Source organism: Primorskyibacter flagellatus (assembly GCF_014638275.1).
GTDB classification, from domain to species: domain Bacteria; phylum Pseudomonadota; class Alphaproteobacteria; order Rhodobacterales; family Rhodobacteraceae; genus Pseudooceanicola; species Pseudooceanicola flagellatus_A.
On record NZ_BMFJ01000003.1, the window covers coordinates 104,934 to 123,619 of the forward strand.

General features: G+C 62.1%; 20 protein-coding genes. 10 read left to right on the forward strand and 10 right to left on the reverse strand.

Translation table 11 applies throughout. From position 1 onward, the window contains the following. The first annotated feature begins 18 nt into the window (after nucleotides 1–18). From IEV87_RS20000 to lnt, 7 genes are read left to right on the forward strand one after another with little or no spacing between them, the layout of a single operon-like run. On the forward strand, nucleotides 19–486 hold the full coding sequence (locus IEV87_RS20000) for a copper chaperone PCu(A)C (RefSeq protein WP_188479588.1): 468 nt from the start codon (nucleotides 19–21) through the stop codon (nucleotides 484–486). Further along, the gene (locus tag IEV87_RS20005; protein ID WP_188479589.1) at nucleotides 486–1,112 is read left to right on the forward strand and encodes an SCO family protein; all 627 of its coding nucleotides are present in this window, start codon (nucleotides 486–488) and stop codon (nucleotides 1,110–1,112) included. The genes IEV87_RS20000 and IEV87_RS20005 overlap by 1 nt, the downstream gene beginning before the upstream one ends. Then, nucleotides 1,109–2,482, forward strand: coding sequence for a M23 family metallopeptidase (locus IEV87_RS20010; protein WP_188479590.1), 1,374 nt, complete (start codon nucleotides 1,109–1,111; stop codon nucleotides 2,480–2,482). The genes IEV87_RS20005 and IEV87_RS20010 overlap by 4 nt, the downstream gene beginning before the upstream one ends. 3 nt (nucleotides 2,483–2,485) lie before the next feature. Further along, entirely contained in the window at nucleotides 2,486–2,941 is a 456-nt protein-coding gene (locus IEV87_RS20015; protein WP_164193056.1) for a DUF411 domain-containing protein, read from the forward strand. A 12-nt stretch (nucleotides 2,942–2,953) separates the two neighbouring features. Beyond that, nucleotides 2,954–3,736 carry a ZIP family metal transporter gene (locus IEV87_RS20020; protein ID WP_013959873.1) on the forward strand — a complete coding sequence of 261 codons (783 nt, stop codon included), beginning with the start codon at nucleotides 2,954–2,956 and terminating at the stop codon, nucleotides 3,734–3,736. A gap of 28 nt (nucleotides 3,737–3,764) precedes the next feature. After that, nucleotides 3,765–4,223, forward strand: coding sequence for a signal peptidase II (gene lspA / locus IEV87_RS20025; protein ID WP_188479591.1), 459 nt, complete (start codon nucleotides 3,765–3,767; stop codon nucleotides 4,221–4,223). Next, nucleotides 4,190–5,797: an apolipoprotein N-acyltransferase gene (gene lnt, locus IEV87_RS20030; RefSeq protein WP_188479592.1), complete on the forward strand. Its 1,608-nt coding sequence runs from the start codon at nucleotides 4,190–4,192 to the stop codon at nucleotides 5,795–5,797. The genes lspA and lnt overlap by 34 nt, the downstream gene beginning before the upstream one ends. Here the strand turns inward: lnt and IEV87_RS20035 are convergent. Then, on the reverse strand, nucleotides 5,778–6,290 hold the full coding sequence (locus IEV87_RS20035; protein WP_188479593.1) for a L,D-transpeptidase family protein: 513 nt from the start codon (nucleotides 6,288–6,290) through the stop codon (nucleotides 5,778–5,780). The genes lnt and IEV87_RS20035 overlap by 20 nt on opposite strands. 63 nt (nucleotides 6,291–6,353) lie before the next feature. After that, entirely contained in the window at nucleotides 6,354–8,702 is a 2,349-nt protein-coding gene (locus tag IEV87_RS20040) for a heavy metal translocating P-type ATPase (protein WP_188479594.1), read from the reverse strand. Nucleotides 8,703–8,884: 182 nt separating this feature from the next. Between IEV87_RS20040 and IEV87_RS20045 the strand changes: the two genes are divergently transcribed. Then, nucleotides 8,885–9,169, forward strand: a complete 285-nt coding sequence (locus IEV87_RS20045; protein WP_009503853.1) for a hypothetical protein — start codon at nucleotides 8,885–8,887, stop codon at nucleotides 9,167–9,169. Nucleotides 9,170–9,216: 47 nt separating this feature from the next. On the opposite strand, the gene IEV87_RS20050 is transcribed toward IEV87_RS20045, so the two are convergent. The 7 genes from IEV87_RS20050 to mntR form a co-directional block, all read right to left on the reverse strand. Then, nucleotides 9,217–9,879, reverse strand: a complete 663-nt coding sequence (locus IEV87_RS20050) for a L,D-transpeptidase (protein ID WP_058249030.1) — start codon at nucleotides 9,877–9,879, stop codon at nucleotides 9,217–9,219. Nucleotides 9,880–10,170: 291 nt separating this feature from the next. Then, nucleotides 10,171–10,692, reverse strand: coding sequence for a c-type cytochrome (locus IEV87_RS20055; protein ID WP_188479616.1), 522 nt, complete (start codon nucleotides 10,690–10,692; stop codon nucleotides 10,171–10,173). Continuing rightward, nucleotides 10,685–11,179, reverse strand: coding sequence for a DUF411 domain-containing protein (locus tag IEV87_RS20060; protein WP_188479595.1), 495 nt, complete (start codon nucleotides 11,177–11,179; stop codon nucleotides 10,685–10,687). The genes IEV87_RS20055 and IEV87_RS20060 overlap by 8 nt, the downstream gene beginning before the upstream one ends. Beyond that, nucleotides 11,179–12,108 (reverse strand): WD40/YVTN/BNR-like repeat-containing protein, encoded by a 930-nt coding sequence (locus tag IEV87_RS20065; protein WP_229737732.1) that lies wholly within the window; start codon nucleotides 12,106–12,108, stop codon nucleotides 11,179–11,181. The genes IEV87_RS20060 and IEV87_RS20065 overlap by 1 nt, the downstream gene beginning before the upstream one ends. 17 nt (nucleotides 12,109–12,125) lie before the next feature. After that, nucleotides 12,126–13,571: a multicopper oxidase family protein gene (locus IEV87_RS20070; protein WP_188479596.1), complete on the reverse strand. Its 1,446-nt coding sequence runs from the start codon at nucleotides 13,569–13,571 to the stop codon at nucleotides 12,126–12,128. A 136-nt stretch (nucleotides 13,572–13,707) separates the two neighbouring features. Next, complete coding sequence (locus IEV87_RS20075; protein WP_188479597.1) at nucleotides 13,708–14,052, reverse strand: hypothetical protein; 345 nt, start codon at nucleotides 14,050–14,052, stop codon at nucleotides 13,708–13,710. 124 nt (nucleotides 14,053–14,176) lie between these two features. Beyond that, on the reverse strand, nucleotides 14,177–14,629 hold the full coding sequence (mntR, locus tag IEV87_RS20080) for a manganese-binding transcriptional regulator MntR (protein ID WP_009573580.1): 453 nt from the start codon (nucleotides 14,627–14,629) through the stop codon (nucleotides 14,177–14,179). 116 nt (nucleotides 14,630–14,745) lie between these two features. Between mntR and IEV87_RS20085 the strand changes: the two genes are divergently transcribed. Together IEV87_RS20085 and IEV87_RS20090 are read left to right on the forward strand one after the other, a co-directional pair. After that, the gene (locus tag IEV87_RS20085) at nucleotides 14,746–15,954 is read left to right on the forward strand and encodes a multicopper oxidase domain-containing protein (protein WP_229737734.1); all 1,209 of its coding nucleotides are present in this window, start codon (nucleotides 14,746–14,748) and stop codon (nucleotides 15,952–15,954) included. Beyond that, nucleotides 15,951–17,132, forward strand: coding sequence for a metal transporter (locus IEV87_RS20090; RefSeq protein ID WP_188479598.1), 1,182 nt, complete (start codon nucleotides 15,951–15,953; stop codon nucleotides 17,130–17,132). The genes IEV87_RS20085 and IEV87_RS20090 overlap by 4 nt, the downstream gene beginning before the upstream one ends. Nucleotides 17,133–17,460: 328 nt before the next feature. Here IEV87_RS20090 and IEV87_RS20095 read toward each other — a convergent pair whose 3' ends face one another. Then, nucleotides 17,461–18,540 carry a hypothetical protein gene (locus IEV87_RS20095; RefSeq protein ID WP_188479599.1) on the reverse strand — a complete coding sequence of 360 codons (1,080 nt, stop codon included), beginning with the start codon at nucleotides 18,538–18,540 and terminating at the stop codon, nucleotides 17,461–17,463. Nucleotides 18,541–18,686 lie beyond the last annotated feature (146 nt).

An 18,686-nucleotide genomic window follows, 5' to 3' on the forward strand; every position in this document is an offset into this window, starting at 1 on the left:
AAGGGCAGGATCAGAACGATGAAAAAGTATATTTTGACCAGCACACTGGCGGCGCTTTTTGCCCTTGGAGGGCTCTCGGTGCCCGCGCTGGCCGGACCCGAGGATGTTGTCGTCGAGAACGCGTGGTCCCGCGCCTCCATCGGGATGAACCGTCCCGGGGCCGCTTACATGACGATCCGCAACACTGGCGACGAGCCAGTGACGCTGATCGGCCTTGCAACACCGCTCGCGATGATGCCCGAAATCCACGAGACGAAGACAAATGCCGAAGGTGTGAGTTCCATGAGCCCGGCGGGGGAGATCGCGATCGCCCCGGGCGAGAGCGTCGCGCTCAAACCGGGGGGCCTGCACGCAATGCTGATGCGGCTACAAGAACCGATGAGGGAAGGGGACACCTTTCCGCTGACCCTGCTTTTCGACGACGGAGGCGAGGTGACGGTCGAGGTGCCGATCCTCGGCATCGCCGCGCGGGGGCCAGAGGACTGATGCGGCGACGGGCGATCCTGGGGTATGGTGCGGCTGGTGTCGGGGCGGTCGCCCTGATGCTCTTCGTCGGTTGGTGGCAGGTCGATCGACCCGGTGGGCCCGAACCTGTCGGGCAGCGGCCTGTGGCCCTGACCGAGATGGATTTCCGTCTGACGGATCATGAGGGCAACGCGGTCGGGCCAGAAACCCTGATCGGTCGCCCGACGATGGCGTTCTTCGGCTTCACCTACTGTCCCGATGTCTGCCCGACCACGCTCTCGGACATTTCGGGATGGCTCGACGATCTGGGAGACGAGGCCGACGAGATGAACGTGGTTTTCATCACGGTCGATCCCGAGCGCGACACTGTCGAAACGATGGCCGAATATGTCGGCTACTTCCATCCGGCGATTCGCGGCTGGACGGGGCCGGAGAAGCAGATCGCGCGCGTCGCGGACGGCTTCCGCGCCACCTACGAGCGGGTGCCGACGGAGAGCGGCGATTACACGATGAACCACACCGCGAGCGTCTTCCTGTTCGCAGCCTCCGGGCGGTTCGTCACCATGATCGACTATCACGAACCCAGAGAATTCGCGGTGCCGAAGATCGGTCGCGTGCTGGAAGAACAAATGGAGGGGGCGACATGAGGCTCAGAACTATGGCGGCTTGTGTCGCAATTGCGGGGATGGTTTCGGGAGCGGCTATCGCCCTCTCTGATTTCATGTCGAAAGAACCCGTGCCGCCGGAACTTGCCTCGGCAGGTAAATGGATGCCCCAAGGTCCTGAAGCTCCCCAAAACGTTGACATCCTCGTGACGCTGCCCGCGACGGCATGGGCAGAAGATGCACCCGACCTCGGCCCCCTGCCCCTTCTGCAGGTCGCTGTTGCCGACAGGCCGGTACGGGCGATCGAGCCACCGCTGTCGACGTGGTCGCGCGACATTGCACCTGGCGAGACGCTCGATTTCTTGCTGTCCGAAGCTGGACTTGCGGCACCTGACAGAGCCGAAGTTGCCCTCGCGCTTGGCGCGGAATACGATCTGCGACGGCTGCGGCCGGGGCACTCGGTCACTGTTGCTTCGACCATGGACGGCAGCCCCCGCACCGTCTCACTCGCCGTCGAGGACGGGGTTCGGATCGAGATAGTTTTCGGCGAGCAGTTGTCCACACAGGTCGTGGCTCCGGATCCGGAGATCGTAACCCTTGCCGGCGAAGCCATGATCGACAGCTCGATCTTCGCGGCACTCGACGAAGCCAGCATACCCGCCCGTTTTTCCGTGGACCTTGTGCAGATGCTGGGTGGGACCGTGGATTTCCGCCGCGAGATGGCCGGTGGCGAGAAACTAAGGCTTCTCTGGCGTGAGGCGCGTGTGGGCGAGGATAGGATCGGACAGCCCGAGCTCGCCTTCGCCGCATTGGAGATCGGCGGTTCGCTTTACGAGATCGTATGGCCGGACGACGGCAGCGGTCAGGCGACGATCTACGTCGATGGCGAGGTGCTGCGCGTCTTCGCACAGCCGGTCGAGGGTGCGCGCCTCAGCTCGGTGTTCGGACGCCGCACGCATCCGGTCTTTGGCAACGTCCGGATGCACACCGGCGTCGATTTCGCAGCGGCACGTGGGACACAAGTTCAATCGACGGCACCGGGGCGGGTTAGCTTCATCGGCTGGCGCGGTGGCTATGGTCGCGTGGTCGAAATCTCGCACGGCTCCGACACCATGACGCGCTACGCGCATCTGAGCGCCGTGCCGGAAGACCTGGCACAAGGCCAACGCGTTGCGGCGGGAGATGTGATCGGCCGCGTCGGCGCGACCGGCACGGCGACAGGTCCGAACCTGCACTACGAAGTCCTCGTGGATGGGCGCCCGACTGACCCGCTCTCTGACGACCGGCTCGCCGAAGCAGCCGAGAGCGAAGCGGATGATACGGCCGCGCTCTCGCGTCTGGCCGAGGCGCGCGCGCTTCTGAATCAAAACCTCGGCAGCGAGATTGCCGAAACGACAACCGAAAGGCTCTGACCCATGAAACGCATGACCCAAGCTCTTGCCATCACGCTCGCCCTGTTCCCGGCGGCACAGGCCCTCGCAGAGGCAACGGCGATCGACGTGCGCAAGACGAACGGATGCGGCTGCTGCCTCTCGTGGATGAACCATCTCGAAGAGAACGGTTTTGCGCCGACCGGCCAGGACATGAACGGCGGGCTGCTGGTACGTTTCAAGCTCGACAACGGCGTGCCGCAGCGCATGGTCTCCTGCCACACCGCGCTCATTGATGGCTACGTGATCGAAGGCCATGTCCCGGCCGCTGACATCCGCCGCCTTCTCGAGGAGCGCCCGGACGCCGTCGGTCTCGCCGTGCCTGGGATGCCCTATGGCTCGCCCGGTATGGGGCCTGAAGATGACCGCGAGGCCTATGATGTCTTCCTCATCCGCGAGGACGGGTCGACGGAAGTCTTTTCGAGCTACGCCGAAGGATAATCTGGCCCGCCCATGGAAAATCTGTCCCCGATCATGCTCGGCTTTCTCGGAAGCCTCGCCGCCGGATCGCTTACGGCGGTCGGAGCAGCTCCCGTGCTGTTCGGGCGCATCCCGTCGCGGGCCACACGCGATCTGTCGCTCGGCTTCGCTGCCGGTGTCATGCTGTCAGCCTCGTTCTTTTCGCTGATCATCCCGGCATTAGATGCCGCAGAGCCGATGTTCGAGAACGGCGCGATGCCTGCGGCCATCGTATGCGTTTCGATCCTTCTGGGCATGGGGGCTGTCGCCCTGATGAACGAAAAGCTGCCGCACGAGCATTTCAAGACGGGACGCGAAGGGCCCGAAGCGGCGTCATTGCGGCGGGTCTGGCTGTTCATCATCGCGATCACGATCCACAACTTTCCCGAGGGTCTCGCGGTCGGGGTTGGGTTCGGTTCCGGTGGCATGGAAGGTGGCCTCCCACTCGCCATCGGCATCGGCTTGCAGAACGCGCCCGAAGGATTGGCCGTCGCGGTGTCGCTACTGGGCGAGGGATATCCGAAGCTGCGCGCCTGGGGCATTGCGGCGCTGACTGGCATGGTCGAGCCGATTGGCGGTCTGCTCGGGGCCGGCATCATCACACTGTCGGAACCGCTGCTTCCATGGGGTCTGGCCTTTGCCGCGGGCGCAATGCTCTACGTCATTAGCCACGAAATCATCCCCGAAACCCATCGCAGCGGCCATCAGAACAGGGCGACGCTCGGTCTCGCAGTCGGGCTCGTTCTGATGCTGTTCCTTGATGTCTGGTTGGGATGAGGCAATGTCACTAAACAAGGTATCTCCGATGATCGGCGTCTTCGCAGCACTTGCTGCGTTCGCGATCGATCAGATCACCAAAGCCATTGTCGTTGCGAATGCCGTCACTTTAAGCGCCGGGATTCCCGTGTTTCCGGGATTCAACCTCGTCTTTTATCGTAATGACGGCGTGACTTTCGGGATGTTGGGCGGCGCGCCGTGGTGGAGCCTCATCGCTCTCGCTCTTGCCATCTGTGTTTGGCTGGGGGTTATGCTGTTTCGCGCCGAAAATGCGGTCGAAACACTTGCCTATGGCGCGATCATTGGCGGAGCCTTGGGCAATGTTATCGATCGTGTGCGGTATCGGGCTGTAACAGACTTTCTCGATTTCTACATTGGCACAACACATTGGCCTGCCTTCAACATGGCCGATATATTTGTTGTCAGTGGGGTGGGGCTCTTGCTCGCCGCGCCATGGATCAGCGTGCGGCGTCCGATCAAATCGTGAAGCCGGAAATTCTGAACCGCATAGCACTGCGCCACCGTTTGCTTTCGCGGATGACGCTTGGTTTCGTCGCCGGGGCGCTGACCGTTCTGACTTTCCCGCCTTTCTCGCTTCTCCTGCTTGTTCCCGTTGCCTATTCCGCGTTGTTTGTCGGTCTTCGCGATCTCTCCTTCGGGCGCGCTTTCCTCGTCGGCTGGGCGTTTGGTCTTGGCCAGTTCGGTTTCGGGATTTGGTGGATCGCGGAAAGTTTCTACGTCGAGGCCGAGCGGTTTGGGACGATGGCGATCCCGGCGGTCGCGGGATTGTCCGCAGGTCTCGCGATTTTCCCAGCCATTGCCGCCGCGCTTTTTGCCGAAATCGCGCGGCGCGGAGCCATGGGCAGTCTCTTGGCCTGCCTCCTGTTCGCGACCTCCTGGACCGTGGCCGAGTGGTTGCGTGGTCACGTTCTGACAGGGTTTCCCTGGAACCTGGCCGGTTACGCACTTGTAGACTACGCCGCCCTTCGCCAGACCGCCGCCTGGGTCGGAAGCTATGGGCTAAGCTTTCTCACCGTGTTCGTCGCGGTACTCCCTGGCGCGGCTGCTATGGCGTCCGGGCGGCAACGATTGACCGTTTCGCTCATGGCGCTGGCCGGCATCGCGACGATGTGGGCTGTCGGCACGCTGCGCCTCCAGTCGGATGCACAACAGCCACCCGGTGTCGACCTGCGCATCGTCCAGGGCAACATTCCACAAGAGGAGAAATGGGCGCCCGAGAACCGCGAGGCGACCTTCGCGCGCTATCTTGAGCTTTCGACCCGGCGCGGCGATTTCGACGTTCTTCTCTGGCCGGAAACCGCCTTTCCGGATTTCCTCGATGAGGATACGGAGGCACGGGATCGCATTGCCGCTGCGCTCACAGACGGCAGGGTGCTGCTCACCGGTGTGCCGGACCGTGTACCGAGCGAGGATGGCACCCGATATTTCAACACGGTTCAGGCATTTGACGAGACCGGCGAGATCCTGACCGGATACGCGAAACACCATCTCGTGCCGTTCGGCGAATATGTGCCATTCCGTGGCTGGTTGCCCATCGAGCGGCTCACGGCGGGTCTGGGCGATTTTACGCCCGGACCGGGCCCGCGAACGCTTGCGCTTCCGGGTGTGCCCCTGGTCGCCGTGGCGATCTGCTATGAGATCATCTTCCCAAGCCATGTGGTCGACGACCTGTTCAGGCCGGACTGGATTTTCAACGCGACAAACGACGCCTGGTTCGGCACCAGCATCGGACCCGAGCAGCATCTGGCTTCCGCACGGATGCGCGCCGTAGAGGAAGGCCTTCCTGTCATCCGAGCCGCGAATACAGGCATCTCCGTGGTCATCGACGCGAACGGAGAGATCGTCGCGCGGCTCGATACCGGCGAAACGGGAATCATCAACGCTAGTCTGCCCTCCGCGCGGCCGCCGACACTCTACGCGAGCTTCGGGGACTGGATGCTGTTGGCGCTCATCTTGGCTTCGTGGAGCTGGGCAATGGCGGCCAATGCGACGGCTCGCTACCGCCACATGAGAAAGACCGTCATGCAAAGATGTGGATAGGTGTTCCGTCCTTCACCATTGCATAAATGTCCTCGATCTGCCGATCCGTGACTGCGATGCAGCCAGCTGTCCAGTCGCGGACGTCCGTTGGGTCGATGCCCGGGCGTGGACCACCATGGATGAAGATGTCGCCGCCGGGGGAAAGGCCCTGCGCTTCGGCAAAGGCGATGTCGGCCTCGTTCGGATAAGAGATACCAACTGAAAGATGATACGTACTTTGAGGGTTGCGCTTATCGACTATGTAGGTGCCCTCCGGGGTCCGGCCGTCTCCCTCGAATTGCTTGTGACCCTCAGGAGCGAAACCCAGCCCGACCGGATAGGTTTGCAATACGCGATCGGCTCCGTCGAGAACAAGCAAGCGCTGCCCCTTATAAAGCCGAACACGGGTCACCTCGGGTCCGCCATAGCTGCGGAACTTGCTGGCACAGCCGGACAAAAACGCTGCCAACCCGCCTAACAGGACGGCGCGGCGGGGAAATCGGATGGTTTTCACTGCTCGATGCCTCTTTCGTGAGGTCTGATATGGACATTACGTTACCTTGCAAATGCTGCGTGATCAATGTCCGTGGGCAAGCGCGGCCTTTGTCATTTGTGGGCCAACCTGTTCACCGCCGGACGGCGGCGCCTTGGCCTCTTGGCTGTTAAGCAGGCGCAGGGCGTTGGCCACCACCAGCAATGACACTCCTACGTCGGCTGCAATAGCGCCCCACATCGATGCCAGTCCGAACGCGGTAGCGACAACGAAAACGCCCTTGGTCGCCAAGGAAATACCGATGTTCTGATGGATAATCGACATTGTCCGGCGCGAATGACCGATCAGCCAAGGCACCTTGCCGAGGTCGTCGGTCATCAGGGCAATATCAGCCGTCTCGATTGCCGCGTCCGAACCAACAGCACCCATCGCGATGGCGTAATGCGCACGTGCCATGGCGGGGGCGTCGTTCACCCCGTCGCCGATCATGGCCACCATGTCATGCGTTTCGACCAGTTCTTCGATGGCTGTCACCTTGTCTTCGGGCAAAAGCTCGGCGCGGACCTCGTCGATGCCGACATCGGCTGCAACGGCGCGCGCTGTCCGCTCGTTATCGCCCGTCAGCATGACGATGGTCTTCACGCCTTGCGCGTGGAGCTGTGCCACGATGCCCTTGGCGTCGGGTCGGATACGGTCGCGCAATTCCAAGATGCCGGTCACGCCGGTGTCGTCGCCCACGGCAACAAGGGTGCTGCCAGCCCCTTCGATGCGGTCGCGCAAATCCTTCGGAATGGCGTCGCCGAAACCCTTCTCCTCGGCAAACCGGTCCGACCCTAGCCAGATCGACCGGCCGTCAGTGCGTCCTTCAAGTCCCCTACCAGGAACGGTTCGGGTATCTTCCGCGGCGGACACCTTGATGCCGTCGGCTTCTGCCCGCGCGAGAATGGCGCGCGCCAAGGGATGCGAGGAACGTGCCTCCAGCCCAGCGGCGAGGGTCATCAGATCCTGCGCCGATGCTCTACCCAGCGGATGCACCGCCGCCACCTCGGGCTCGCCCATGGTGATCGTGCCGGTCTTGTCCATGGCCAGTGCAGTGGTCTTGCCCGGTGCCTCAACATATGCACCGCCCTTGATCAGCACTCCGGCCCGCGCTGAGGCGGTGAGTGCGGCGACGATGGAGACCGGTGTCGAGATGACCAGAGCACACGGGCAGGCGATCACCAGCAGCACGAGTGCATTGTAGAACCAATAATCCCAGGCCCCACCGAAAATGAGCGGCGGCAACAGGGCAATTGCGATGGCGAGAGCCATGACGATAGGCGTGTAGATGCGGGCAAATTTCGCCACCCACTGCTCCACCGGCGCGCGGCGGGCATGGGCGTCACCGACCATGCGGATGATCTTGGCCAACACGGTGTCCGAGGCGGCCTTCGTGGCGCGCACCGTCAGTGTGCCTTGGCCGTTGATCGTACCGGCATAGACTTCGTCGCCCCGTTCCTTTGGGACCAGCGCACTCTCTCCGGTGATTGGCGCCTGATCGACGGCCCCTACCCCATCGACAACCTCACCATCCAATGGGATGCGGTCTCCGCCGCGCACGACGAAACGTGCGTTGATAGCAACCGCAGAAGCCGGAACGTCTGCTTCCGAGCCGTCATCATAAAGAACTCTTGCCGTCGGCGGCGCGAGGTCGAGCAGAGCTGAAACCGCATTCCTCGCACGCCCGACGCTCCAGCTTTCGAGGTAGAGCGAGAGCGAGAAGAAGAACGCGACCGTCGCCGCCTCGAAAAATTCGCCGAGGCCAATTGCACCCGCGACTGCGACGACCATCAGCAGGTTCATGTCTGGCGACAGCCGCCGTGCGGACGACCATGCCTTGGGTGCCACGAGCCAGACACCGAACAGGATCGCAACCGCGAATAGCCCTGCCTCGACCAGTGGCATCGGCGCTTCGCCGTGCCCTGCGAAGAGGCCGAGTGCCCCGCCCATGCCGGTCTCGATGATGTGCCATAAAAATCCCGCGGCCCAAAAGCCGCCACTGAGCGCCGTAAACAGCCGCTGGCGTGCAAGATGGGCCGCTTGGTCGACCGACGCGTTTTCGGCATCCCAGGGCTTGGCGGTCATGCCGGTGCTTGCGACCAGTTCTGCAATTTCGCCGTCCGATAAACTCTTGGCGCTGTCGAGAATAGTCATCCGTCCATTGATCACGTCGAACGCAAGATGCTCGGCCCCACCGATCTTCGGGCCGACCACCTTGTTCAGGATTGCTACCTCCTCGGCGCAATCGAGGCCGGACACCTGAAAATTGCGCCCGCCCGCTGGCGCGGGCGTCGTCGGAACGATGTCGCCGCACGTTCCGGCGCTCCCGCAGCAGCTGCCGCCGCTTGTCTGGGCATCTTCGGCGTGATCGTGACGATGGGTGTCGGACGGCATGAATGGACCTCTGGATTCGGGTGCTTTACCATGACATAGCCCCTACAGTAGCTAGAGCTTCAAGAGCAAAATACGGTGGTATTTCAGTTTGTTTTATTGCTAGAGGGTGCGGTGACCGGCTCTATCACGCCTTGAAGCATGAAAAGCCGATGCAAAGAAAAACAGACACGAAAGGAAGCTTGATGCGGGTTTTGATGCTGAAGCAAAAAATAATGGTTGCAGTGGCGCTGTCGCTTACGGCCGGTTGCGCAATCCAGCCGACTGGACCGGGCGACTCGGCAGACCGGCGGGGCAACGTTCCCGAAGCTGTGATTGCAATGGCTGCCCCGGATCAGGATGTTGCAACCGCGCGCTTGGTGCCGGAAGACGGGTGCTACTGGTACGAACACAGCGGCCCCGTTGAAACGACCTTGCTGCCGCTGCGCACGGCGAACGGCAATCCGATCTGCGTCGCGCGGGAAGCGTGACGACGACCCGCACGTCACATCATTTCGCTCAAAGCTAATTACCTCATTCAACTTCTCGCGGTAACACTGTCCTCAGCCGAATAAAGATGTGCTGTCGATCCAATCTCGACGTTCGGATAAAGCTCGTTGATGTGTGCCATAACCATCCGCACGCAACCCGAACTCGCGCGCCCTCCGATGCTTCTCGGATAAGGTGTGCCGTGTATCCGAAGATAGGTGTCGCGATCTCCGACATAGAGATAGAGCGCCCGCGATCCCAAGGCGTTTTGAGGGCCGGGTTCCATCCCGTCGGCCCATCTTGCGTTTTCGGGATCCCGCTCGATCATGTTCTGTGTCGGCGTCCAGTGCGGCCACCTGACCTTGCGCTTGATGTTATAAACACCTGGCTCGTAGAGGTTGCCCCGCGCGATCGCCACGCCGTAGCGCATCGCGGTTCCACCCTCCTCAATGTGGTAGAGATATCGCGCAACCGCATCGACATGGATGTCTCCCGGCACGAGGCCGTCCTTCGCGTCCACACGCTGAGGCAAGAAACGTGGGTGTAGTCCCCAAGGGTTTGACGTGGCCGGATCGAAGCCGGGCGGGCTGACTTGCGCGTCCCATTCAGCCTTCTGCGCCTCGGTGGGCCAGCTATCGGCAAACACAGGGTTGGCAACAGTCACAGAAAATAGCGCTGTTGTCGTTTGAATGAAGTGTCGTCTTGTCAGCATGTCGTACCCTTTCGGTTCCCACCGGCGATAAATGGCAAGAACGATATACATTCTCGTCGACTAGATAGGATTTCTAGTGGCTAGAGGTTCAAGGGCAAATTTTCGTGAACGCATGCACGCGACCCTGGTAGCACACGCTTGCCTTGCGGTCGGGTTAACGGCCAACCAGGTCAGGTCCGAAGAAGCCCTGCTACGCAGGAGTCTGGGCGCGGAATATGACAGATATGCCGAATTGGTCCCCCGGTGGATCGGCTTTCGTCGAAAGACACCGTCCTGACAACCAGTCGATCTTCACTCGCCCGTGTCATTGGCCGAAACTTCGGCTTGGAACTCACGTTGTCGCTCAGGCCAGGTGCTCTTGATGTAGACGAGGATCGCCTCGATCTCTGCGTCTGTCAGATCCTCTCCGAAGGCCGGCATGTCGCTCTCGTATCCCGGCACGACGGCACCGACCCCGCCTTTAGTGATCTGAAAAAGCATGCGGTCTGAATGGTGCCAGGTGTGGCCTGTGTCATCATGCGGCGGGGCCGGCATTCTTCCGGTGTCAAGACGACGACGCCAATCGGGCTGGCCTTCGAGGTTCGCACCATGGCAACTGGCGCAGTTGTCCGCATAAAGCTGTTGCCCTGCCGTGATCTCGGCTGCAAGCACGGGCTCTCCCAAAAACGTCAGTCCCTCGACACGCGGGTCCACCGGTTCCGATTGGGCCAGCACCACGAGGCCGGTGGCCGCGAGCGTGGACACTAGGGCAGCGAGGTGCACTGACCGCCTGACCGTACCCTTCGCCAGTCGGTTTCTCGGCCCCTTATTCATCGGCATAGATTGAGATCCCTTCAGGGCCGAAGGCGAAGGTCCTTAGCGTGCCTGACTTGACCGCAGCCATCCCGGGTGCATTCGCGGGCATTCCCGGCAAGGTGATACCCGTTATCGCCGGACGGGTTTCCAGCAGCCGCTCGATGATGTCGACGGGGACGAGACCGCTGACATAGTAGCCGTCGATCTCGGCCAAGTGGCAGCCGATGCCCTGGGCGGGCACACCGACTTCGACCGAGCGTTTGTCGAAGTCGCGGTCATCCACACGCGTTACGGTAAAGCCGTGTTCTTCGAGATAATCCCCATAGGCATCACAGCAGCCGCAGCCCGGATCGCGCCAGATGATGATCTGCCTTTCGCTGCCCGCCAGACCGGGTGCCACATCGCCTGTCGCTTGCGCCCAGGCCGATGTGGTCAGGCCCACCATTCCGACAATGCCGCTGCCAATCAGACCAAGCGCGTTTCTTCTCTGCATCCTTTTTTCCATCATTGTTCTCCTGTTTCGATCCAGGTTGCGCCGCCGTCACGGCTGATTTTCAAGATGCCGCCCAACAGGGCAGCGATGTAGGTCTCGTCTCTGGGATGAACCGCAACGGCGGTCGCAGCTATGCTGGCCCGCTTTTGCCAGATGACTCCGCCGTCCTGCGATGCCCAGAGGCCCGAACGCAGCGCGGCATACATCACTTCCGGCGCCGAGGGGGCACTGGCCAGCGACAGGATCGGTTGACCGCCTGGCAATGGCGCTTCGGACGGTGGGGCTTCACCCGCAACCAATGCGTCCATCGCGTTGCCTGGCTGCACGTCCTGCCAGCGACAAAAGCAATCGGGCACCCGCGTTAGGCCAACCTCGGTGCCCGCATAGATCCAGATACCGCCCATGCCGGTTTCAAGCTCGACCGAAGCCAGAGCAAGAGGTTCGCGCTCTGCGTCGTCGAGCCAGGGGCGGTCCATGGCGAGCGACCAGGTTGCACCGGCGTCCTCGCTCTTCCACAATCCGTCGCCGCGAACCGAGGCATAGATCATGTCCGAGTTCCGCGAGGCGATGGCAACGGCATTGATCTCTCCGTCAGGCAGCCCGGCGTCGCTGACGCGCCACGAAGCGCCCCCATCTTCGGAAATACTGACACCGCCCACGGCGAGCCCCGCAACCACACGGCCGGGCCGGTCGCGATGGGTCGCCAGCGACAGCACGTTCCCCGGTGTCTTTGCCGCAGTCCAAGTCCGGCCGTCATCGTCACTGACGAGCAGCCCTCGACTCGCCAGCAGAATGGTATCGCCATCAAAGGCAAGTGCCGCTGGATCACCATCGCTCGCCGCGAGTGCGAACCCCGGCAACATCGAAGCGACGCCGATACTGAGTGCCGCGGTGAGTACCTTGCGCCGGTTTGGCCGACATCCAATCTCAATCGACTTCAATCTGCATGCTCCTCTGCTCATGCGACGCGGATCACGCCCATCATCCCGGCCGCCTGGTGCTCGAGGATGTGGCAATGGAACATCCAGTCTCCGGGATTGTCGGCGACCAGGGCGATTTCGACCTGCTCGCGCGGCGCGATCAGCACGGTGTCCTGCCATTCACGGAATTCGGTCGGCACGCCATCGCGGCTGATGACGCGGAAGGAGTGGCCGTGCAGGTGGATCGGATGGTCGAACGCCGTGGCGTTCGTCATTTGGAGGATATGGCTCGCGTCGCGCTCCAATGTCAGGAAGGGATCGAGCATGTGCCCTTCGGCCGCGACGCCATTGACGAACCACATGCCGCCGCCCACAACGCCACCCATCATACCGCCCATCATGCTGCCTGACTGGCTCAGGCCCATCTGGCGCTCGACCATTGCTCCCATCATGCCCCCGGTGAACAGGATTTCGTGACGACGGGCTGCGTTCAGATCAGGTTCGATCAGCGGATTGGCTGGAAGGGCAATCTCCCAATCAGGCGGCGTGGCACGCAAGGGCGTGTCGTCAAAGACGACATCCAGCAGGTTGAATTCATTGTCACGATAGGCGCGGTCGATAATTTGAACGGTGGTTCCGGGGTCGGCAAGGCAATCGAGCATGATGTCCGCACGCATCGCCGGGCCCAGAACCACGACACCGTCAGGCGCGGCGTGCGGAGTGACCGGCTGGCCGTCGAGCGCGATGACGCGCGCGGAAAGGTCGCCGAAGTCGAGCGCGAAGATTCGGGCGTTGGCGGCATTGATCAGCCGCAACCGGATGCGTTCGCCTTGCCGCACCACGAAGACATCGGGAACACGCCCATTTATCGTGACAGTATTGCCCAGACGGCCCGCATGGCTCATGTCCATGGCTGCGCCGAAGTCATCCGCAATCGCCGCGTCCCGCGTCAGCCGCCAGTCGTCAAGCAGCCAGGTGACATCGCGGTCGACCCGCGGCGGGTTGGATTCGTCAATGATGAGCGGTCCGGCCAGCCCACGTCCGACCTGCTCGAAACTGCGCTGGTGGGGGTGATACCAGAAGGTCCCGGCATCGATCGCGTCGAACTCGTAGGTAAAGGTTTCTCCGGGTGCGATCGGCTTCTGCGTCAGGTGTGGAACCCCGTCCATCGCGTTCGGCAGACGAAGTCCGTGCCAATGGACGGTGGTTTCCTCGTCCAGACCGTTTGTGACGACGATGCGCAGCCGATCGCCTTGCCGAACCCGTAGCTCCGGGCCGGGAACCTGACCGTTGAAGCCCCAAACGGGGGTTGCGGGATAAGGTTCTGGGACCAGCCTTGCCTGTCCCGGCGCGGGGCGCAGCGAAAAGCTGCGGATTTGCGGTTCGGCGCGCAGGGGCTTTCCGAAGGCCGTGGCGCCGATGCCCGCCAAGGAGGTTGCAAGAAAAGATCGGCGACTGAAAAGGGAACTGATTTGGTAGGACATGAATGAACACTCTCTGATTTCACTCTACGCCGCCAAAGCAATTGCTCGGCGACGTTCATGGCCCCGCGCAAACGCCCTTTTAGGGGCGTCTGGCACGGGGAAACACACCAAGCGCAATCAAGCGCCGCGTGTCAGATCAGAGGTAGACTCGAGGAGGTTGTTTGGCCGGGGGGCCGGATTCTCCGTGCGGAACGTCCACGAGCTGGATTTCATGGGCTGCGGTGGCAGCGATCGGGCTGGTACCAGCCGGGATCGAAAGAAGAGCGGCCATTCCCGCAGCATTGCACACAAAATCACAGACGGAACCCATCTTGCCGTCTTCCAAGCTGCCGCAGGCGTCGCAATCGTCCATGGCCATCATGCCGCCGTCCGTGGAGACCATTGACGAGGCCATGGCAATTGAGCCCGCAGACTGCGCGACCGCGCCGATGGCAAAAGCCACCAGCGAGAGAATGCAGATAAGGCGCGCCCAACGTCTCATGATCTTGATCTACTACCCGCGCGATCCGAATGCCAGCGGCACAAAATCACGTTTCTTGGAACATCCAAAGATTGGCTCGTTCAAATCCTCGGCCAACCGACTTGTTGCAGCGGCAACCACCTGCCTATGACCGCTGGGCAAACGCCGCGAACAGGGCAAGCGTGCGCTCGCTCACATGATGCTCGATCCCTTCGGCATCGCGTTCAGCCGTCTCGGGGTCTAGCCCGAGGCTCAGGAGAAAGCGCAAGACGATCTCGTGGCGGTGCCTGCATTCCTTGGCAAGCGCCCGGCCTTCCTCGGTCAGAAAGACCGAACGGTATTTCGCGCGAGTGATCAGGCCGTCCCGCGCCAGACGGCCAAGGGTTTTGGCGACCGTCGGCGCGGTAACGCCCATCCGGGCCGCGATATCGACCGGTCGGGCTTCGCCGTTCTCGTGGATCAACTCAGCGATCAATTCGACATAGTCTTCCGCCACCTCGCTGCGCCGCGCCTCGCGCACACCGATGAAGGCCTCGGCGCGGGATTCGACCGCACGTGCCTCTGCCTCGGTTGATTCAAGGTTCTCATCATCCGTCATGCCGTCACCCTCGCACGATCAGGATTGACTCGTAAAGCCTGAGCGATGATTATTAGCCTATGCTAACTTTTTGCGCCGGGACTTTGGCCTGCGTGTCATCTGAAGGGACAACGTCCATGCCTGTCGATACCAGCAAGCGAGGGCGCGAGGTGTCGTCCGCCGTGGAGACATCGCTGCCCACAGCGCCACCTGGCGTCGTCACGGAGCCAGTTTCGGCGTCGCGACGCGCGTTGTTGGTCGGCGGTCTGGTGGCTGCCGGCGGAGCGGCCGTGGCCGCGAGCCGCGCGCAATCCCAGGAAACGCCCGACCCGATGGCGGGGCATGCGATGCCCGGCGGGGCGGTCGATCCGTATTCGGCCCATGACAGTGGCATGGCGCATGGCAACATGACTATGGTCGGCCAGGTGGATCACGCGGGGAACGGCTTTAACCCGACGGCCATGCTGACCGACTGGGAGGTCGGCCGGACCGAGATCATGCCGGATGGTCGCACCTTGCGCACCTTTGAGGTCGAAGCCATCGACATGGAAATCGAGATTGCTCCCGGCGTCTTCTTTCCCGCCTGGACGTTCAACGGTCGCGTGCCCGGCCCCGCCCTGCGCGCAAAGGAGGGCGAACGGCTACGGATCGTCTTCCGCAACCTCGGTTCACATCCCCATTCCATGCATTTTCACGGCATTCACTCGGCGCGAATGGACGGCGTTCAAGGCGCCGGGCTGATCGATCCGGGCGAGGAGTTCGTCTATGAGTTCGATGCCAAGCCCTTCGGCTGTCATCTCTATCATTGCCACGCGCTGCCGCTGAAACGGCACATGCACAAGGGCATGTACGGCCTCTTCGTGGTCGATCCAGATCCGGCGCGCCACCCCGAATTTGCGGCCGTTGCCGCGTCGCGTGTGCTGGGCAGCCCGGAAAACGCCGAATGGCAGGAACTGGCGATGGTGATGAACGGCTTTGACACCAATTTCGACGGCGAAAACGAGGTCTATGCCGTCAACACGGTCGGCCAGGCTTACATGAACGCGCCGATCCGGATCGACAAGTCGCGCCCGGTCCGTATCTACCTCATGAATGCGACCGAGTTCGATCCGATCAACTCGTTCCATCTGCACGGCAATTTCTTCGACTACTACGACACCGGTTCGCAACTCACGCCGACCCTGCGCACGGTCGATGTGATCATGCAGTGTCAGGCGCAGCGCGGCATCCTCGAGTTCAGTTTCGCTGACCACGAGGATGGATTGTACATGTTCCATGCCCATCAGGCCGAGTTCACCGAACTAGGCTGGATGGGCTTTTTCGACGTGCGGGAGGCCGGAGCATGACCGATCAGTCCGAACACAGCCGCCCGCCAATGACCCGCCTGCTTTTCGTTCTCGTGCCGCTGGCCGTCATGCTGGGGGCTTTCGTGTGGATTGCCTCGCTCGATCCGCTGCGCGGCTTCAACAATGGCGCGCCCCCGGTCGAGGCGTTGACCGTCGAACGGACGATCCTCGATGGGTCGGGGATTTCGCTCAGTGTGCGCGCCGGCGGATCGGAAGCAATGGTGGTCGCGCAGGTCGCAGTGGACGACGCCTACTGGACCTTCACGCAGGAGCCCGCGGGGCCGATTGCCCGCGGCGCAGCGGTCTGGTTGCGAATTCCCTATCCGTGGGTTCTCGGCGAGGCCCATCACGTCAACCTGCTGACCAACACGGGCGCGACCTTCGGGCATGAGATCGGGGTCGCCGTCTCGACGCCAAGCGCCACCTGGGGGCAACTCCGGCTGCAGGCAGTGATCGGAGCGATCGTCGGCCTATTGCCGGTTGCGCTTGGTCTCATGTTCTTTCCGGCGATGAAGGGCGTCGGGCGAAGCGGGATGAACTTTCTGCTCGCGCTGACGGTTGGGTTGCTGGCCTTCCTGCTGATCGACATGACTGCGGAAGCGCTGGAGTTGTCCGGCGATGCGGCGGCGATATTCCAAGGCTCCGCCATGGTCTGGCTGGCGGCGCTGGCAAGCTTTCTGCTGCTGATGGCGATCGGGCGCTGGCGCGGCAACCCGGAGGGCCTTGCGCTGGCGTTCTACATCGCCCTCGGGATAGGGCTGCACAACTTCGGCGAAGGGTTGGCGATCGGCGGTGCATTCGCCGCAGGATCGGCAGGGCTTGGCACTTTCCTCGTCTTGGGCTTCGCCTTGCACAATGTCACCGAGGGTATCGGCATCGCCGCCCCGATGCTTCGGGCCCGGCCCACGCTCTGGATATTCGCCGCCTTGACGCTGCTCGCCGGTGGCCCGGCCGTCCTTGGAATGTGGGCGGGCAGCCTTGCCTACGCGCCGCAATGGTCGGCACTGGCTTTGGCCGTCGGGGCGGGTGCCATTCTGCAGGTCATGGTCGAGGTCAGCGCCTACCTTGTCCGTCAAAACCCCGACCGGCAGGCGGCGCTGATATCACCCTCCGTTCTGGCCGGGTTTCTGGGCGGCATCGCCTTCATGTACGCGACGGCAGCACTGATCAAGATCTGAGCCGGTGGTTGGCTGTCTAGGACTCATGGTGCGGTCGACCGGCTCTATAAACTGGCCCCGTCTGTCCACGGGGAGATCGCAATTTTCGTGCCCCAGTTTGTGCGCCCAAGAGACTTATTCTTTCGTGATTTCGAAATAAAGAATTTGAGGCTAGAGCGACTAGAGGATCCCACAGATAGGTGAAAACACCGCAAATCCATCTGACTACTATTTCTGAGCCGCACGTCGAAATCGACTGTCTCATATTTTTGGTCTGTCACGATTCTGGTCCTCCGTTGAACTATCAACAGATGTTACGCACCAAAACGAGTGCTTCTTTAGAGGTGTTTCATGGCATCGCCCGCCACATGCGGAAACGCACCTGTTCGGTCACCTCGCGGATTAGACCTTGCGCTTCCATCCAAGCAAGGTTGCGCTGGACGGCGGCGCGGCTGGCACCGGTCAGGGTCTCGGCCATTGGAGCGGAGACGACGGGCCATTCGGTCAGCACCGCGCGCAATGCAGGTGGTGTCTTGCCAGAGAGCGGTGCCATCATGTTGTCCGCCCGCGCTGACCATGCCTGGATATCGTCGAGGTGCCGCATCGCGGTCAGGCATGCTGTTTCCATTCCCTCGAGCCAACGCTGCAAGCGCTCGGCAGGTGGGCCACTGGCGCGCAGCCCCCCTGCCCCGCGCATAGCCAGAGGCGCAAAGATGGCCCCCCCATTCAAATTCGGGCCTTCGCTCGCGGCAATGCGTGCGGCGGTAACCGCCGCTTCCATCCGGTCGTCCTGTTGCCCGAGGCCCGCAAGGTTCCAGAGGTGAAACCCCATGCAGGCGCGTGTAATCGAATGCAGGTGGGCGGCTTGCGCCATCAGGTCAAGCCAACCGACCGCGCGATCCGCAAAGGGCTCGGCTTCATTGGCCATATTTTCAGGGTCACGGCGATCGAGGAAAGCGGATAAGTCCACCTCTGGACCGGGACCGCCTGTCAGACGGCGCACCGCCCATCCGACACGCGCGAGCGCTGCGATGTCGTCCTGCACCCCGGACAAGCGCATGGATATCCAAAGCGCCAGCCGATCCGGGCCAATTCGGTCACCCACAAACCAGCTGAGGTCTGCCGCCTCCATCAGGGCGAGCCTGAGCCGCCAGCCTTCCGGGCCACGGTGCAGACGGTCATCCAGCGCGCCAATCCGGCTAGCCACACGGGCAAGACGGGCGGCATTACCTGCCTCCGCCTTCCGCCAATCGTCGAGGACCGCGGTTTCACGCAACTCTGCCCTCGGTCCGGGCGGCAGATAATCCGGCTCCACTTCTATTGGACCGGGCAGGAACCACAGGTCGTCCTCGGACGTCTCTTCAATCCCCTCCGCATCAACTAGAGGACCGTCCAATTTACTATACTGCGTAGGTACTTGAGGCTTCATATGTGCAAAATATGGCGCTTTTGCATTTTACCAAAGTGTTTTGTTGGGGTGCGCCTGCACACCTTATATAGCACGCGCGCGCGGTGGTCTGCGATATCTCTCTGATCGCGCTCAGCATATGAAAACCAAGGGGTTTTTGATTTGCA

Bases quoted from the DNA above. Each gene is read 5' to 3' on its own strand.
- lspA (WP_188479591.1), top strand. From the start codon at position 3,765: ATGATCGGCGTCTTCGCAGCACTTGCTGCGTTCGCGATCGATCAGATC.
- IEV87_RS20070 (WP_188479596.1), bottom strand. From the start codon at position 13,571: ATGTCCTACCAAATCAGTTCCCTTTTCAGTCGCCGATCTTTTCTTGCA.
- IEV87_RS20040 (WP_188479594.1), bottom strand. From the start codon at position 8,702: ATGCCGTCCGACACCCATCGTCACGATCACGCCGAAGATGCCCAGACA.
- IEV87_RS20005 (WP_188479589.1), top strand. From the start codon at position 486: ATGCGGCGACGGGCGATCCTGGGGTATGGTGCGGCTGGTGTCGGGGCG.
- lnt (WP_188479592.1), top strand. From the start codon at position 4,190: ATGGATCAGCGTGCGGCGTCCGATCAAATCGTGAAGCCGGAAATTCTG.
- IEV87_RS20000 (WP_188479588.1), top strand. From the start codon at position 19: ATGAAAAAGTATATTTTGACCAGCACACTGGCGGCGCTTTTTGCCCTT.
- IEV87_RS20015 (WP_164193056.1), top strand. From the start codon at position 2,486: ATGAAACGCATGACCCAAGCTCTTGCCATCACGCTCGCCCTGTTCCCG.
- IEV87_RS20045 (WP_009503853.1), top strand. From the start codon at position 8,885: ATGCGGGTTTTGATGCTGAAGCAAAAAATAATGGTTGCAGTGGCGCTG.
- IEV87_RS20055 (WP_188479616.1), bottom strand. From the start codon at position 10,692: ATGAATAAGGGGCCGAGAAACCGACTGGCGAAGGGTACGGTCAGGCGG.
- mntR (WP_009573580.1), bottom strand. From the start codon at position 14,629: ATGACGGATGATGAGAACCTTGAATCAACCGAGGCAGAGGCACGTGCG.
- IEV87_RS20060 (WP_188479595.1), bottom strand. From the start codon at position 11,179: ATGGAAAAAAGGATGCAGAGAAGAAACGCGCTTGGTCTGATTGGCAGC.
- IEV87_RS20085 (WP_229737734.1), top strand. From the start codon at position 14,746: ATGCCTGTCGATACCAGCAAGCGAGGGCGCGAGGTGTCGTCCGCCGTG.
- IEV87_RS20075 (WP_188479597.1), bottom strand. From the start codon at position 14,052: ATGAGACGTTGGGCGCGCCTTATCTGCATTCTCTCGCTGGTGGCTTTT.
- IEV87_RS20010 (WP_188479590.1), top strand. From the start codon at position 1,109: ATGAGGCTCAGAACTATGGCGGCTTGTGTCGCAATTGCGGGGATGGTT.
- IEV87_RS20020 (WP_013959873.1), top strand. From the start codon at position 2,954: ATGGAAAATCTGTCCCCGATCATGCTCGGCTTTCTCGGAAGCCTCGCC.
- IEV87_RS20090 (WP_188479598.1), top strand. From the start codon at position 15,951: ATGACCGATCAGTCCGAACACAGCCGCCCGCCAATGACCCGCCTGCTT.
- IEV87_RS20095 (WP_188479599.1), bottom strand. From the start codon at position 18,540: ATGAAGCCTCAAGTACCTACGCAGTATAGTAAATTGGACGGTCCTCTA.
- IEV87_RS20050 (WP_058249030.1), bottom strand. From the start codon at position 9,879: ATGCTGACAAGACGACACTTCATTCAAACGACAACAGCGCTATTTTCT.